The sequence below is a fragment of the Streptomyces sp. NPDC107550 genome, assembly GCF_055639095.1.
Genome location: NZ_JBVKBC010000008.1, coordinates 174,111 through 188,932, shown reverse-complemented (window position 1 = coordinate 188,932; position 14,822 = coordinate 174,111). Strand labels below are relative to the sequence as shown.

At 70.6% G+C, this 14,822-nt stretch carries 12 protein-coding genes and 2 pseudogenes; 9 read left to right on the top strand and 5 right to left on the bottom strand.

What is annotated here, in order from left to right:
* The first annotated feature begins 132 nt into the window (after positions 1-132).
* The 3 genes from ACZ7LY_RS14365 (at position 133) to ACZ7LY_RS14355 (ending at position 4,466) form a co-directional block, all read left to right on the top strand.
* A complete protein-coding gene (locus tag ACZ7LY_RS14365; protein ID WP_471624877.1) occupies positions 133-525 on the top strand; it encodes a hypothetical protein in 393 nt (130 codons plus the stop codon).
* A gap of 215 nt (positions 526-740) precedes the next feature.
* Entirely contained in the window at positions 741-3,017 is a 2,277-nt protein-coding gene (locus ACZ7LY_RS14360) for a catalase (RefSeq protein ID WP_471624876.1), read from the top strand.
* A 426-nt stretch (positions 3,018-3,443) separates the two neighbouring features.
* Positions 3,444-4,466 carry an aldo/keto reductase gene (locus tag ACZ7LY_RS14355; RefSeq protein WP_471624875.1) on the top strand — a complete coding sequence of 341 codons (1,023 nt, stop codon included), beginning with the start codon at positions 3,444-3,446 and terminating at the stop codon, positions 4,464-4,466.
* On the opposite strand, the pseudogene ACZ7LY_RS14350 reads toward ACZ7LY_RS14355, so the two are convergent.
* Positions 4,433-4,717, bottom strand: a pseudogene (locus ACZ7LY_RS14350) (MFS transporter); the annotation flags it as partial. The gene ACZ7LY_RS14355 and the pseudogene ACZ7LY_RS14350 sit on opposite strands and share 34 nt — an antisense overlap.
* Positions 4,718-4,736: 19 nt before the next feature.
* On the opposite strand from ACZ7LY_RS14350, the pseudogene ACZ7LY_RS14345 reads away from it, so the two are divergent.
* Positions 4,737-4,901: pseudogene (locus ACZ7LY_RS14345) on the top strand (helix-turn-helix domain-containing protein); the annotation flags it as partial.
* Positions 4,902-4,918: 17 nt separating this feature from the next.
* On the opposite strand, the gene ACZ7LY_RS14340 reads toward ACZ7LY_RS14345, so the two are convergent.
* Entirely contained in the window at positions 4,919-5,341 is a 423-nt protein-coding gene (locus ACZ7LY_RS14340) for a hypothetical protein (RefSeq protein ID WP_471624874.1), read from the bottom strand.
* A 43-nt stretch (positions 5,342-5,384) separates the two neighbouring features.
* Entirely contained in the window at positions 5,385-5,666 is a 282-nt protein-coding gene (locus tag ACZ7LY_RS14335) for a WhiB family transcriptional regulator (RefSeq protein WP_471624873.1), read from the bottom strand.
* A gap of 459 nt (positions 5,667-6,125) precedes the next feature.
* Here ACZ7LY_RS14335 and ACZ7LY_RS14330 point away from each other — a divergent pair, with 459 nt between their 5' ends.
* Positions 6,126-7,217 (top strand): ABC transporter ATP-binding protein, encoded by a 1,092-nt coding sequence (locus ACZ7LY_RS14330; RefSeq protein WP_471624872.1) that lies wholly within the window; start codon positions 6,126-6,128, stop codon positions 7,215-7,217.
* A gap of 280 nt (positions 7,218-7,497) precedes the next feature.
* Here the strand turns inward: ACZ7LY_RS14330 and ACZ7LY_RS14325 are convergent, their stop codons facing one another.
* Entirely contained in the window at positions 7,498-8,490 is a 993-nt protein-coding gene (locus tag ACZ7LY_RS14325) for an ROK family protein (protein ID WP_471624871.1), read from the bottom strand.
* A 195-nt stretch (positions 8,491-8,685) separates the two neighbouring features.
* Positions 8,686-9,873, bottom strand: a complete 1,188-nt coding sequence (locus ACZ7LY_RS14320; protein WP_471624870.1) for a LacI family DNA-binding transcriptional regulator — start codon at positions 9,871-9,873, stop codon at positions 8,686-8,688.
* Between the two features lie 332 nt (positions 9,874-10,205).
* Here ACZ7LY_RS14320 and ACZ7LY_RS14315 point away from each other — a divergent pair, with 332 nt between their 5' ends.
* The 4 genes from ACZ7LY_RS14315 to ACZ7LY_RS14300 are packed head-to-tail and all read left to right on the top strand — an operon-like array spanning position 10,206 to position 14,734.
* Positions 10,206-11,507, top strand: coding sequence for an ABC transporter substrate-binding protein (locus tag ACZ7LY_RS14315; RefSeq protein ID WP_471624869.1), 1,302 nt, complete (start codon positions 10,206-10,208; stop codon positions 11,505-11,507).
* Positions 11,508-11,521: 14 nt separating this feature from the next.
* Positions 11,522-12,505, top strand: coding sequence for a carbohydrate ABC transporter permease (locus ACZ7LY_RS14310; RefSeq protein ID WP_471624868.1), 984 nt, complete (start codon positions 11,522-11,524; stop codon positions 12,503-12,505).
* A complete protein-coding gene (locus ACZ7LY_RS14305; RefSeq protein WP_471624867.1) occupies positions 12,505-13,428 on the top strand; it encodes a carbohydrate ABC transporter permease in 924 nt (307 codons plus the stop codon). Before ACZ7LY_RS14310 ends, ACZ7LY_RS14305 begins: the two co-directional genes overlap by 1 nt.
* A 49-nt stretch (positions 13,429-13,477) precedes the next feature.
* On the top strand, positions 13,478-14,734 hold the full coding sequence (locus ACZ7LY_RS14300) for a glycoside hydrolase 5 family protein (protein WP_471624866.1): 1,257 nt from the start codon (positions 13,478-13,480) through the stop codon (positions 14,732-14,734).
* The last annotated feature ends 88 nt before the right edge of the window (positions 14,735-14,822 follow it).

Below are 14,822 nucleotides of genomic sequence, written 5' to 3'. Positions count from 1 at the left end.
GCCAGAGGCGGCGAGGGTGTTCGCGTAGGTGTGGGCGGGTGTTGAGAGACTTGGGGCATGGGGTCTTGGGGAGCGTGGGGGCCGGCGTTGTTGTCTCTCGCGGGGGTTGCGCTCGGCGCGGGTGGGTCGCTGATGGGGCAGTTTCTCGTGTCGCGGGCCGGCACTCGGCAGCTTGAGGTGCAGCAGGCAGCCGCGCACCGGGCGCAGCTCAAGGACGCGGTGTTGAAGTTCTTGGGCCTTGCCGCGCAGGTGGAGAAGGGGGCGCTCGCGCGTTCGGAGGGGGGTGGGGATCCGGGCGATGGCGAGCTCGGGCGGCTCGTCGATGAGCTGTGGCTCGCGCAGGCTGAGATCGACCTGGCTGCCAGGAGTGAACCTCTGCGCGGTGCCGCCTATCGTTATGCGTTCTGCCTTGCCGCGGCGGGCCGGGGCGAGGTGGGTGACGTGTCCGCGCTTCGAGGGGCGCAGGCGCGGTTCATGGACGCCGCCTACGACGATATGTGGCCTGGTCGGCGGCGGGCCGCCTGAGGGACTGACCGCCGTGCCGTCAAGGCGCGGCGGAGCGGCGTCTCCCCCGGAGGCGGCTTCGGCGTGGGCGGCTGTGATTTGGTCATGCGTCTCTTCGTCCTCACGAGTTCTCCGGAAACGCCTGTGCGAAAGGGTCAAATGCGGGTACTTCACCTGCACCGTCGTACGACTGCTCGTACGGCCCAAGCGCAGCGCCAAGCATTGAAGGAGACGAGATGAGCGACGGCCACCCCCTTCGGGACGCGGCGGAGAAGCTGAAGGAGACCCTGACCGGTGAGGCCGCTCCCGACGGGCCGGAGGACGGCGTTCCCGGCAAGCCCGGCGTGGAGTCGCCGGCGTTCGACGAGCCGACCGAGCCCCGGGGCCCCCTGCCGCCCAAGGCCGATCAGAGCGGGCCCCGGCCGACGAGCCCCACCGGGGTCCCGTCCCGCGACACGCAGGATGACGTGGCCCAGCAGGGGCGGTTTCTCACCACCGCGCAGGGCGACCGCCTGTACGACACGGATCACTCGCTGAAGGCGGGCCCGCGCGGGCCGGTGCTGCTCCAGGACCACCACCTCCGGGAGAAGATCACCCATTTCGACCACGAGCGGATCCCGGAGCGCGTCGTCCACGCGCGCGGTGCCGCCGCCCACGGCGTGTTCCAGGGGTACGGCACCGCTGCGGGGGTCACGAAGGCGGCGTTCCTCGGCAAGGACGTCGAGACGGACGTCTTCGTGCGGTTCTCCACGGTGCTCGGCTCGCGCGGCTCGGCGGACACGGTCCGTGACACCCGCGGATTCGCCGCGAAGTTCTACACCAGTGAGGGGACCTTCGACCTCGTCGGCAACAACATCCCGGTCTTCTTCATTCAGGACGCCATCAAGTTCCCCGACGTCATCCACGCCGGCAAGCCGCACCCCGACCGGGAGATCCCGCAGGCGCAGAGCGCCCACGACACGTTCTGGGACTTCGTCACGCTGCACAGCGAGGCCACGCACCACACGCTGTGGAACATGTCCGACCGGGGCATCCCGCGCTCGTACCGGATGATGGAGGGCTTCGGCGTCCACACGTTCCGTCTGGAGAACGCGGCCGGTGAGACGACGCTGGTGAAGTTCCACTGGAAGCCGAAGCTGGGCGTGCACTCGCTGGTGTGGGAGGAGGCGCAGATCGCGGGCGGGGTGGACCCCGACTTCCACCGCCGGGACCTCGCCGACGCGATCGAGGCGGGCGCCTATCCGCAGTGGGAGCTGGGCATCCAGACGTTCCCCGACACCCCCGATCAGACGTTCGAGGGCATCGACCTGCTCGACCCGACGAAGATCGTGCCGGAGGAGCTGGCCCCGGTGCGGCCGATCGGGCTGCTGACGCTCAACCGCAACCCGTCGAACTACTTCGCCGAGACCGAGCAGGTCGCCTTCCACCCCGGGCACCTCGTCCCGGGCATCGACATCACCGACGACCCGCTGTTGCAGGGCCGCCTCTTCTCCTACCTGGACACGCAGATCAGCCGGCTCGGCGGCCCGAACTTCGCGCAGATCCCCATCAACCGTCCGCACGCCCCCGTCAACGACATGCTGCGGGACGGCATGCACCAGACGGCCGTGCACCGCGGCGTCGCGCCGTACCAGCCGAACTCGCTCGACGGCGGCTGCCCGTTCATGGCGGGCGCGGCGGACGGCGCGGACATCGAGGTCCCGACCGAACTGCCGGCCTCCCGCAAGGTACGGGAGTCGCCCGCCTCCTTCGACGACCACTTCAGCCAGGCGCGGCTGTTCTGGCTGAGCATGACGCCGGTGGAGCGCGAGCACATCGTCAACGCCTACTCGTTCGAGCTCGGCAAGTGTTACGAGCAGGCGATCAAGGAACGCGGCTTGCAGTCCCTGGCCAACATCGACGCTGAGCTGTGCGCGCAGGTCGCCGCCGCGCTCGGGCTGCCGGCGCCCGCGCCGACCGTGCCGTTGACGGACCCGCAGCCGAGCGCCGCGCTCTCCCAGATCGGCCGTCAGTGGCCGGCGGACGGCCGGATCGTCGGCATCGTGACCGACGGGACGGTCGACCTGGACGGTGTACGCACCCTCCGGCAGACCATGCTCGACGGCGGGATGGTGCCGCTGGTCATCGCCCCGGCGGGCGGCAAGCTGGATGCGGACGGCGACCCGGTCACGGTGCAGCGGACCTTCGCCACGGCCCGGTCCATCGAGTTCGACGCCCTCGTGGTGGTCGGGGTGCCGGCCGCGGGCGCGGACGCCGTCCCGGCGCGGGACGCCAAGGCGGACAGCGCGACCGCGACGCTCGATCCGCGCGTGCGGCTCCTGCTGGAGGAGGCGTACCGCCACGGGAAGGCCATCGGCGGCTGGGCGGGCGCGGGGCAGGCCATCGAGGCCGCGGGCCTGCCGGTCGCTGATCCGGGTGTGGTGGTCGGTGACAGCGGTACGGCGGTCCTCGATCAGCTGAAGGTGCTGCTTTCCGCGCACCGGGTCTGGGAGCGGTTCGGTACGACGATGTGAGGACTCGCGGCTCGGGGCGGGGCGGGCGGTTTCCTCGGCTCGGGCGGGGGCGGTTCCCCCCAGCCCAAGGCGGGGGGCGGTTCCCTCGGCCCGAGGCGGGGCCGCTCTCCCTGGCCCGGGACGAGACGGTCCGGGGCGGGGCGGCCCGGGCTGGGCGGTTCCCTCGGCCCGGGTCGAGCCGGTCGGGGGCGGGTCTCCCCGGCCCGGTCATCGGGCGACCCGCCCTGACCCGGGTTCGGCGCGGCGATTCCCCGGCCCGGGTCACGCTCCGCCCGCGTCGCCGCCCCACTCCCCCCGTGCACGGCCGCCGGGAACTCGCGGTCCGGCCCCTCGTACCGGTCATGCCCGTCGTCGTGCCCGCCGCGCGTGGAACGTACCCGCGCCGCACTTGCGTTGAAGCGCACTTCAACTCCTACGTTTCGCGGCATGCGATACGTCAAACTCGGTACGACCGGGCTGGAAGTCTCCGCCATCGCCCTCGGCTGCATGAGCTTCGGCGAGCCGGACCGGGGCGGCGAGCCCTGGTCGCTTGGCGCGGACGCCAGCCGGGACATCATCAGGCAGGCGCTTGAGGCAGGCGTCAATTTCCTCGACACGGCCAACGGGTACAGCGCGGGAAGCAGCGAGGAGATCGTCGGGCAGGCGGTGAAGGACTTCGCCCGGCGCGAGGAGGTCGTCCTCTCCACCAAGGTCTGGATGCGGATGCGGCCCGGACCGAACGGCGCCGGGCTGTCCCGTAAGGCGATCTTCACCGAGCTGGACGCCTCCCTGAAGCGGCTGGGGACCGACTACATCGACCTGTACCAGATCCACCGCTGGGACTACGACACCCCGATCGAGGAGACTCTGGAGGCGCTGCACGACGTGGTCAGGTCCGGGAAGGTCCGCTATCTCGGCGCCTCTTCCATGTACGCCTGCCAGTTCGCCAAGGCCCTGTACCTGGCTGACCTGCACGGCTGGACCCGGTTCGTGTCGATGCAGGACCACTACAACCTCATCCACCGGGAGGCGGAGCGGGAGATGCTGCCGCTCTGCGCGGACCAGGGCGTCGGCGTGATCCCGTGGAGCCCGCTGGCGCGGGGCAGGCTGACACGGGACGGGGGCCGGGCCGGGGACACCGCGACGGCACGTGCAGCCACAGACCCGGGCGGCAAGATCCTCTACCGCGACGGGGACCAGGCAGTGATCGAGCGCGTCCACGAGGTCGCCCGGAGGCGCGGGCTGTCCCCGGCCCAGGTCGCCCTGGCCTGGGTCATGCGCAACCCGACGGTGACGTCGCCCATCATCGGCGTCACCAAGCCGGCCCAACTGACCGACGCGGTCGCCTCGGTGGGCGTCGAGCTCGACGCAGACGAGGCGGCCTACCTGGAGGAGCCTTACCAACCCCACGAGGTGGCGTACCTGGAGGAGTCCTTCTACAAGCGAGGGCCGGAGGAAGGTTCCCGATAGGCCGAGTTGCCACCGAGCCCTCGGCTGCCGGGCGCCGTGGGTTCGGGGAGGGCGCGGAAGAGGAGCCAGCTCAGGGCGGGCATGGCGATGAGGGGTGTGAGGGCGGCCCGGAGGGCGGTGGCGTCGGCGAGGTGGCCGAGGAGGGGGCTGGCGAGGCCGCCGATGCTGACGGTGAGGCCGAGGGTGATGCCGCTGGCGGTTCCGACGCGGGACGGCAAGTAGTCCTGGCCGAGAGTGACTTGGAGCGAGAACCTCCTCGGCCCGCACGCCCAGTGGCGCACCCAGATCAGGGTGCACCAGGCGCTGATCCCGCTGGCCGACGGCACCTCTGTCACCACCGTCGCCCACCGCTGCGGCTGGTCGTCGGCCAGCACGTTCATCGACGTCTTCCGCCGCACTTTCGGCCACACTCCGGGCACCCGCGCCACCGCCTGACGACAGACGCTCTTCTCTCAGGCGAAGGCCCTCTTCCAGGACCTCCCGCCGAAGGCGAACACGAAGAAGACGTAACCGGTGTACAGGGCCCACATCCAGAGCAGGCCGCCCCACGCGCCCCACGTCGCCGCCACGGCCATCACGGTGAACAGTGCGAGCAGCGCGAACGTCAGCCCCGCTCCCGGCCAGAAGCCCGCGCGCAGACCGTCGTAGTGGCGGAAAGCGGCGACCACGCCGACGACCTGGACGGCCAGCAGCACAGGTACGAGGACCAGCCGGGTGCCGAACATCAGCCACAGGCCGTGCGACGCCTCCGAGAACCCCCACAGCGTCGTCGGCACCGTCGCCAGCAGCCACGGCACAACCGACACGCCGATCACCAGCGGCAGCACCACCCGCTTGACCTGCACCGCGAACGCCCCCCGCGCACCATCATTCACGGCCTCAAGGTACCCCGCCCGCCCCGAGGGACGGCGGGGCAGGTCACATCGACGCCCGCAGCCGGGCGGCCACCTCGCGGCGTTCGCCGGCTGTGAGGCCGCCCCAGATTCCCTCCGGGACGCCGTGGTCCATGGCCCATTGGAAACAGCGGACGCGCACCGCGCATTCTTCGCAGACCTGTTTGGCCCGGCGTTCTTCGGCCTCCGCCAGTTCGGACGTGCCCACGGGGAAGAAGAGTTCGGGGTCGGAGTCCACGCACAAGGCGTCCCGCTGCCATCGTATGTCGGCGGCAATTCTGCTCGGCAGGGCGCGAATTCGGCGCATGAGGCCCTCCTGACCGTGGCCCGGTACGGCCTTACGGTGGTCCGGGCTCTGGAGCGGTGCGGATTCGCCGGGTCTTTCCGGCTGTCTCCACCCTCGTGAACTGCGGCGATGCGGACAACCTGCCGTTAGTCCCGCCCTCGGGGACCATCGGCCCGACCGTCCGCACGGCCCGCACTTCGCACCCCGCGCTTCATCCCACCATCAGAGGGCCGCGGGCCGGGACTTTCGGCCCCGTGACGCAGAGCGATTTCGGCGCCCGCCCCGCCTCCCAATTCGGTTCGGGATGCGGCGTTTTGACAAAGGGTGAGCCGCCTTGCAGGGTGATGTCAGAAATGCGAACGCGGGCTCCGATTCGGCGAATTCGTCCTTCGGGGCGTGCCGTCGATAGTCGCCCCCGTGTCACCTCCCTCCATTCGGATCGTCCGGCACGTACCGCCGGTGAGAAGGGACTCCGTACCCATGGCGGAAATAACGTTCGACAAAGCAAGTTGTGTCTATCCGGGAGCCGATCGGCCTTCCGTGGACGCGCTCGATCTGCATATCGAGGACGGCGAGTTCCTCGTCCTCGTCGGCCCGTCCGGCTGCGGGAAGTCCACGACGCTGCGCATGCTGGCCGGCCTTGAGGACGTCTCCAGCGGCACGCTCTCCATCTGCGGGCGGGACGTCACCCATCTGCCGCCGAAGGACCGGGACATCTCGATGGTGTTCCAGAACTACGCGCTCTACCCGCACATGACCGTCGCCCAGAACATGGGCTTCGCCCTGAAGATCGCCAAGGTGGAGAAGTCGGAGATCGCCCGCCGGGTCGCGGAGGCGGCGAAGATCCTCGGCCTGACCGAGTACCTCGACCGCAAGCCCAAGGCGCTCTCCGGCGGCCAGCGGCAGCGCGTCGCCATGGGCCGGGCCATCGTGCGCGAACCGCAGGTCTTCCTCATGGACGAACCCCTGTCGAACCTCGACGCCAAACTCCGGGTGCAGACCCGCGCCGAGATCGCCAACCTCCAGCGGCGGCTCGCCACCACCACCGTGTACGTCACGCACGACCAGGTCGAGGCGATGACGATGGGCGACCGCGTAGCGGTGCTCAAGGACGGCCTGCTCCAGCAGGTCGCGTCGCCGCGCGCCATGTACGACCGGCCGGCGAACAAGTTCGTCGCGGGTTTCATCGGCTCCCCCGCCATGAACCTGATCTCCCTGCCGCTGTCCGAGGACGGCATCCACTTCGGCGGCAGCGTGCTCGGCATCAGCCCGGCGGCCCGCGCCGCGGCGGGAGGACCGACGGTCACCATCGGCATCCGCCCCGAACACCTCGACTTCCACGCCAAGCACAGCGACAAGGGCCTCCCCGTCACCTTCTTCACCGTGGAGGAACTGGGCTCGGACGGCTACGCCTACGGCAACGTCGAGATCGAGGACGGGGTGGAAACCCCGCTCACCGTAAGGACGTTCGGCCGGGAGAGCGGGCTGCGGGACCAGACCGTCCGGGTCATCCCGCGCCAGGAGGAACTGCACCTCTTCTCCGACGTGACGGGCGAACGACTGCCCGACTGAGCCGGTCGGGCCCGGAGCCCGGCCGACCCCGAGACGTGGTGGCGGCGGAGCGCTGTCCCGCTCCGCCGCCACCACCCGCTGCCCCCGCCTGCCCCGCGGGGGCAGCACTTTTTTGCGCCGCCGACGTATGTACGTGGACGAGTGCCGCCATACGCGCGCGAGCACCGCCGTACGCGCATGAAGGCCGCCGTACGTGCATGAGTGTCGCCGTACGCGCGTGTGCCGCCGCCGGTGCGTGGAACGAGCCGGCGACGGCACAGAAAGGGGAAGGGGGCTCCGGTCAGGCGGTTGCGGGCGCCGCCGTGGGGTGCGCCGCGTCGAAGGCGACCGCCGCCGCGCCCACGAGCCCCGCGTCCGTCCCGGCTTCGGCGGGCAGCACCTCGATGTTCCGGGTGAAGGACAGCGTGGCGTACCGCTCCAACTCCCTGCGGACGCGGGGGAAGACGAGGTCGGCGGCCTTGGCGACGCCGCCGCCGATCACCACGACCTCCAGTTCCACCAGCGCGGCGGTCGCGGCCACCGACGCGGCCACGGCGCGGGCCGCGCGGTCGAACGCGGCGAGCGGAACCGACTCCCCGGCCCGGGCCGCCTCGGCTACCGTCTGCGCGGTCGCGCTCTCGCCCGTCGGAGGCGTCCAGCCGTGGGCGAGCGCGTACCGGACGATGCTCGGGCCGCTCGCCAGCCGCTCGACGCAGCCACGCCCGCCGCAGGGGCACTCCTCGCCGTCCAGGTCGACGCTCATGTGCCCGATGTGCCCGGCGTTCCCGCTCGTACCGGTGTAGAGGCTGCCGTCGAGGACGAGTCCGCCGCCGACACCGGTGGAGACCACCATGCACAGCGCGTTGGTACGTCCCCGGGCCGCCCCGCACCAGAACTCGGCGGCGGCGATGGCGGGCCCGTCGCCGATGAGCCGTACCGGCAGGCCGCCGGCCGCTTCGCGTATCCGGTCGAGGAGGGGGTGGTCGCGCCAGCCGGGGATGTTGACCGGGCTGACCGTCCCGCGGGCGGTGTCGACGGGGCCGGCACAGCCGACGCCGACGGCGGCGACGCGGCCCCAGTCGGGGTGGGCGCGGAGTTCGTCGACGACCCGGCGTACCTGCGCGGTCAGCACGTCGGCGCTCTCGGCGGCGGGGGTCGGCACCTGGGCGCGGGCCAGGAGCGCGCCGGAGCCGTCGACGAGCGCTCCGGCGATCTTGGTGCCGCCGATGTCGATGGCGGCGACGAGCCGGCAGGAGGGGCCGGAGGTACGGGGCAGAGGGAGGGTGGGCGTCATGGGGATGCTCGCTCGGGTGGGAATGGGTGGACGGGAGGGCAAGGGGGGTGGGACGTATGGGAGATGACGGGGGGGGCGGGGAGGGCGCGCGCCTCATCGGGGGCGCCTAACGGAAGGCACCCTGACGGGACCGCGCCCCGCCGGGGGCCCTTTGGGCGGGGGCGCCTCGCCGGGAGGCACCGTCCCGGAGAACTGTCAGTGGAAGTCGCGTGGTAGCGGCACCTTCGTCTGTGCCGGCCCCGCGGGCGGTGGCGGTGCCGTGCTGTCGCGGGGCGCGAGGCGGGGCAACGGGTCCTGGAGGCAGCGCGGTTCGGCCCCTTCGAGCAGGCTCAGGACCTCCGTGGCGGCGCGGTGGCCGAAGGCTCCGGGCTCGCGTGCGAGGGAGGCGATCGGGGGGTGGAAGGTGCGGCAGACCGCCGAGTCCTCCCAGGACACCAGGGACAGGTCGTCCGGGATGCGCAGTCCGCGCGTGGCGGCGACACCGGCCGCCGCCACCGCCATGACCTCGTTGTGGCAGATGAGCGCGGTGGGCCGCATGGGGCCCGCGAGGAGGCGGCGGGCCGCCTTGGTGCCCTGCCGGTCGGTGAAGTCGGTGGTCACCGACACGGTGTGGTCGAGGCCGAGGCGCCGCGCGGTGGCGCGCAGGGCGGCGATGCGGCGGGCCGTGTGGGCGAGGCCGGGCGGGCCCGCCATGTGCGCGATGCGGCGGTGCCCCAGCTCGTACAGGTGATGGAGGATCAGGTCCATCGCGCCGGCGTCGTCCGTCCAGAGGCTGGAGATGCGGGCGCGGCGGCCGGTGCCGGGCGGGGCCGGGCGGCGGCCGGCCCTCGGGTGTCCCGGGCCTGGGGCGTCGGTCGCGCCGATGACGACGGCGGGCAGTCCCAGCACGGAGAGCACGCCGGGGCGCGGGTCGCTCACTCGGGGGTCGACGACGATGACGCCGTCTACGCGGCCCTCGGACCACCAGCGCCGGTACAGGTCGCATTCGGCCTCGATGCCGTCGACCATCTGGAAGACGAGGGCGTGGTCGCGGGGGGCGAGTCCGGCCTGGATGCCGGAGACCACCTGGAGGAAGAACGACTCCACGCCGAGGCTTCCGGCGGGGCGGGCGAGGACCATGCCGATCGCCCGGGACGGCTCCCGGCCCGGCGCCCGGCCGCGCACTCGTGTGCCGCGGCCGAGGCGTTCGGCGACTTCGATGACGCGGCGGCGGGTCGCTTCGGAGACTCCGGGACGGTTGTTCAGGGCGAAGGAGACGGCGCTGGTGGACACGCCTGCCTCGCGTGCGACGTCCTTGAGGGTGGGAGCGTGGGGCCGCGGCGGGCGGCCTGCCGCGTGCCGCTGCTCGTCGCGGCCCTGCCAGGGGCCCCCGCGCTCGTTCACTCGGCACTCCCCCGCGGACGTACCGCACCGTGCGCACAGTACGGCCTTTCGGCCCTTGCATTTCCTCGGGGCTTCATTGCCCTGGGCATACGCATGTCCGCGGGAATCCTTTCGGGTTGTTCCTACGCGCCACAGTAACGCCACCCACAATTCCACTGTGCACGCCGTCAAGCCACCCTGAATTTAGAGACTTTAGCCCTGTTTAGCCGCCCTGACCTGCGAGTTTGCAAACAGGGAGCGTTTATCGGGCTTTGACGTTAAGGGAATCGGGCTACAGGCTGACGCCCAGTTCTTCGCACCGGGCAAGAACCCAGGCAAGGAGTAGGTCACTCATGTCCATTCGTCGCAGCGCCGCGATCCGGGCAGCCGTCGGTCTCGGTACGGTCCTCTGTCTTTCCGCCGTCACCGCGTGCGGTGGCGGGGGCGGCAGCGATAAGGCCGCGTCCGGCACGGACGGCAAGGTCGAAGGAACCATCAAGTTCCAGACCTGGAACCTCCGGGCGAATTTCAAGGACTACTTCGAGGGCGTCATCAAGGACTTCGAGAAGAAGTACCCGGACGCCAAGGTCAACTGGGTGGACCAGCCGGCCGACAACTACGCCGACAAGCTGAGCGCCGACGCCTCGGCCGGTTCGCTGCCGGACGTCGTCAACGTCTCCCCGGACCTCGCCTACCCGCTCGCCAAGGCGGGCCTGCTGCTCAACCTCGACACGGACAAGACCGCGTCGAAGTTCAAGTCCGAGTACCTGGAGGGTGCCTGGAAGGGCTACGAGATGCCGGGGATGGACGGCACGTACGCCTTCCCCTGGTACCTGAACAGCGGGCCGCTCTTCTACAACAAGACGATGTTCAAGAAGGCGGACGTCGACCCGAACAAGCCGCCGAAGACCTTCGACGAACTGTTCGCCACGGCCCACAAGCTCGCCGACAAGGGCGAGGCGACGCTCGGCCAGCCGCCCACCATCGAGGACTTCGGCCGTTACGGCGTCGAGGCGATGGACAAGGACGGCAAGAAGATGGCGCTCAACAGCGACAAGGGCGTCGAACTCCTCACCAAGTACAAGAAGTTGTACGACGACGGCGGGCTGCACAAGCAGACGCTGACGCTCAAGGACGACTCGACGGGCCAGAAGTTCCTCCAGCAGGAAATCGCCATGAACCCGGGCAGCGCCCACGACCTGGACAACTTCAAGAAGAACGCGCCGTCGCTGTACAAGAACATCGGCATCACCGAGGTACCGACCAACACCGGCAAGCAGAACATGTACCTCCAGGGTCTTTCGGTGAACGGCAAGAGCAAGCACGCGGCGGCCGCCGTCGCCTTCGCGCACTTCGTCACCGACCAGCACAACCAGGAGGCGTTCGGGAAGAAGGTCGCCGTCTTCCCGTCCACGAAGGGCTCGTTGCAGAAGGAGTACTGGACGAAGGAGGACGGCACGGAGGAGGGCAAGATCCGGGTCGCGTCCGCGAAGATGCTGCCGAGCGCGGTCAACTACACGCCGGTCCTCTTCAGCGACGAGATGAAGACGATCCTGCGCAACGAGATCGCCAAGTGCTTCCAGGGCAAGGCGTCGCCGAAGGCCGCGCTGGACAGCGCCGTGGAGCAGATGAACAAGCTCCTTGAGCAGAACTGAGGGGACGTAGTCCCGTGAGCGCGCCCTTCGCAACCGACCCCGGCCCGGTCACCCCGACCGCCGCCACCGCGCGCGACGCCTCCCCCGCCCGCCGCCGTGCCTCCGGGCGCGGCGGCGGGCGGGGGGCCCGCCGCACCCATCACCCCGTGAGTCCCTGGCTGTTCCTCGCGCCGGGGCTGCTGATCACCCTGTCCTTCAACCTCTACCCGTTCGTGTCCACGGTGTGGAAGTCGATGACCGACGCCCGCACGCTCACCGAGGGCAAGTTCGTCGGCCTGGACAACTTCCAGGCCATGCTGAACGACGAGCAGTTCTGGGTGGCTCTGCGCAACAGCGCCCTGTACGTCGTCGTGGTCGTACCGCTGCTGGTGTTCCTGCCGCTGCTGCTGGCGCTGCTGGTGCAGAAGCACGTGCCCGGTATCGCGTTCTTCCGCTCCGCCTACTACACCCCGGTCGTGGCGTCCGTCGTGGTCGTCGCCCTGATGTGGGTGTGGATGCTGGACGACCGCGGCTTCGTCAACGGCGTGCTCCAGATGCTCGGCATCGACCCGGTGCCGTTCCTGTCGAACCAGTGGCTGCTGCTGTTGAGTTCGATGCTGCTGACGGTCTGGAAGGGCCTCGGCTACTACATGATCATCTATCTGGCGGCGCTGACCAACGTGCCGCGTGAGCTGCACGAGGCGGCCGAGGTGGACGGAGCGGGCGCGATCCGCCGGTTCTTCTCCATCACGGTCCCCGCGGTCCGTCCCACCATGGTCCTGGTGGGCGCGCTCTCCTCGGTGTCCGCCTTCAAGGTCTTCTCCGAGGTCTTCATGATCGCCGGTCCGACCGGCGGGCCCGGCGGCCAGGACACCACGCTCGTGATGCTGATCCAGCGGGCCGGCACCGGGCTCCAGGGCCGCACCGGCTACGCCTCCGCGATCTCGATCACGCTGTTCGTCCTGACGCTGATCCTGATGCTGTTCGTGCTGCGGGCCGACCGGAAGGAAAAGGACTGATGAGCACCCCTCCCCCGCCCCCGGCCACTCCCGCGCCGACCGCCGTGCCCGCCTCCGCATCCGCCGCGCCCCCGCCCAAGCGGCGTGTTTCCCGGCGCCGGACACCGACCTGGCGGTACGTGGTGCGCTATCTGGCGCTCACCCTGGTCCTGCTGGTCATGATCGGGCCGTTCCTGTGGCAGTTGTCCACGTCCCTCAAGGGCGCGAACGAGGACATCTTCACCTCGCCGCCCCAGCTCTTTCCGAAGGAGCCGACGCTCGACAACTACCAGGGCGTCGCGGACATCATCCCGGTGTGGGACTACATCCTGAACTCGCTGAAGGTGGCGGTCACCAACGTCCTCACCAACATCGTCGGCGCGGCGATGGCCGGCTACGCGCTCGCACGGCTGCGCTTCAAGGGCCGCGCCGTCGCCTCCCTGGTGTTCGTGGCGGCGCTTCTGGTCCCGATGGAGGCGATCATGATCGCCCAGTTCGCCACCATGCGCAGTCTCGACCTCAACGACACGCTCGTCGCGGTGGTACTGCCCGGCTGCATCGGCGCGATGAACGTCCTGCTCATGCGGAACGCCTTCAGCGGCATCCCGTACGAGATCGAGGAGGCGGCCGTCGTGGACGGCGCGAACGTGTGGCAGCGGTTCGTCCGCGTCGCGCTGCCCGCCGTCAAGGGCACCCTCGCGGTCGTCGCCATCTTCGCCTTCATGGGCGCCTGGGACGACTTCCTGTGGCCGCTCATCGTCCTGTCCGACTCCGAGAACTTCACGCTCACCGTCGGCCTCAACTTCCTGCACGGCACCTTCGCCAACAACCAGCGCGTGATCGCGGCCGGCACCATCATCGCCGTAGCCCCGCTGATCGTCATGTTCGCCTGTCTCCAGCGCTTCTTCTTCCGAGGCGTCGGCGAGGGCGCGGTCAAGGGCTGACCGCCCGGACCACCGCCTCGCCCCCGATCCCCTCCCCTGGAGCCTTCCGATGGCCACCACCCCCCGCTTCGGCGTCAACTACACCCCCAGCCAGGGCTGGTTCCACCACTGGCTCGACTACGATCCCTCGGCGGTCCGCGCCGACCTGGAGTCGATCGCCGCGCTCGGCCTGGACCACGTACGCGTCTTCCCGCTCTGGCCGTACTTCCAGCCGAACCGCACCCTCATCCGGCCCCGCGCCATGGAGCATCTGCTCGACCTCGCGGACGCGGCGGCCGAGTGCGGCCTCGACGTCAACGTCGACGGCCTCCAAGGGCACCTTTCCAGCTTCGACTTCCTCCCCGCCTGGACGCGCACCTGGCACCGCCGCAACCTCTTCACCGACCCGGACGTCGTCTCCGGTCAGGCCGCGTACCTGAAAACGCTCGCCGAGGCCCTCGCGGACCGGCCGAACTTCCTCGGCATGACCGTCGGCAACGAGGTCAACCAGTTCTCCGCCGATCCGCACCCCGACCCCGACAGGGCCACCCCTGAGCAGATCGACGCCTGGCTGACCCGGATGCTCGCCGCCTGCGAGGAGGGCGCCCCTGGCCGGATGCATCTGCACGCCGAGTACGACGCCGCCTGGTACCAGGACGACATGCCGTTCACTCCCGATCACGCCGCCCGGCACGGGGCGTTGACGGCGGTGCACTCCTGGGTCTTCAACGGCACGGCCCAGCTCCACGGCCGGGCCTCGGTGCCCAGCGAGCACCATGCCGCGTACCTCGTCGAGCTGTCGCAGGCGTGGTCCGCCGACCCGGCGCGGCCGGTGTGGCTCCAGGAAGTGGGGGCGCCGGCCCCGCTGGTGCCGCCCGAGCACGCGGCCGCCTTCACCGAGGCCACCCTCGACGCGGCCCTCGACTGCCCGAACCTGTGGGGCGTCACCTGGTGGTGCTCGCACGACGTGTCGCGCTCGCTCGCGGACTTCCCCGAGCTGGAGTACGGGCTCGGGCTCCTCACCAACGACCGTACGCCGAAGGACACCGCGCGCGTCCTTGAGCGGGTCGCCCGGGAGTACGCGGACGGCGCGCGGACGTTCGCGCCCGCGCCGCGCACGACCGCGCTGGTCGTGGACGCCGGGGACCGCCTGACCAGTACGGCCCGGTCGGTGTGCGCGCCGGGCGGGGCGTTCTACGAGGCGTTCTTCCGGCTCGTCGCCGACGGCGTCCGGCCCACGGCGGTGCTGGCCTCGCGGGCGCAGGACACCGGACATCTGGCGGCGCGCGGGATCACGGAGGTGGTCACGGTCGAGCAGGTCCACTGAAGCCGCCGGCGTTCATAGCGGGGCACCCCGGACCCTCCGTCGCGGGGTGCCCCGCGCCCCGGGCACCGTGCTGACGCCCCGCCCCTCA

Bases quoted from the DNA above. Each gene is read 5' to 3' on its own strand.
- ACZ7LY_RS14365 (WP_471624877.1), top strand. From the start codon at position 133: ATGGGGCAGTTTCTCGTGTCGCGGGCCGGCACTCGGCAGCTTGAGGTG.
- ACZ7LY_RS14360 (WP_471624876.1), top strand. From the start codon at position 741: ATGAGCGACGGCCACCCCCTTCGGGACGCGGCGGAGAAGCTGAAGGAG.
- ACZ7LY_RS14355 (WP_471624875.1), top strand. From the start codon at position 3,444: ATGCGATACGTCAAACTCGGTACGACCGGGCTGGAAGTCTCCGCCATC.
- ACZ7LY_RS14335 (WP_471624873.1), bottom strand. From the start codon at position 5,666: ATGCGCCGAATTCGCGCCCTGCCGAGCAGAATTGCCGCCGACATACGA.
- ACZ7LY_RS14330 (WP_471624872.1), top strand. From the start codon at position 6,126: ATGGCGGAAATAACGTTCGACAAAGCAAGTTGTGTCTATCCGGGAGCC.
- ACZ7LY_RS14325 (WP_471624871.1), bottom strand. From the start codon at position 8,490: ATGACGCCCACCCTCCCTCTGCCCCGTACCTCCGGCCCCTCCTGCCGG.
- ACZ7LY_RS14315 (WP_471624869.1), top strand. From the start codon at position 10,206: ATGTCCATTCGTCGCAGCGCCGCGATCCGGGCAGCCGTCGGTCTCGGT.
- ACZ7LY_RS14305 (WP_471624867.1), top strand. From the start codon at position 12,505: ATGAGCACCCCTCCCCCGCCCCCGGCCACTCCCGCGCCGACCGCCGTG.
- ACZ7LY_RS14300 (WP_471624866.1), top strand. From the start codon at position 13,478: ATGGCCACCACCCCCCGCTTCGGCGTCAACTACACCCCCAGCCAGGGC.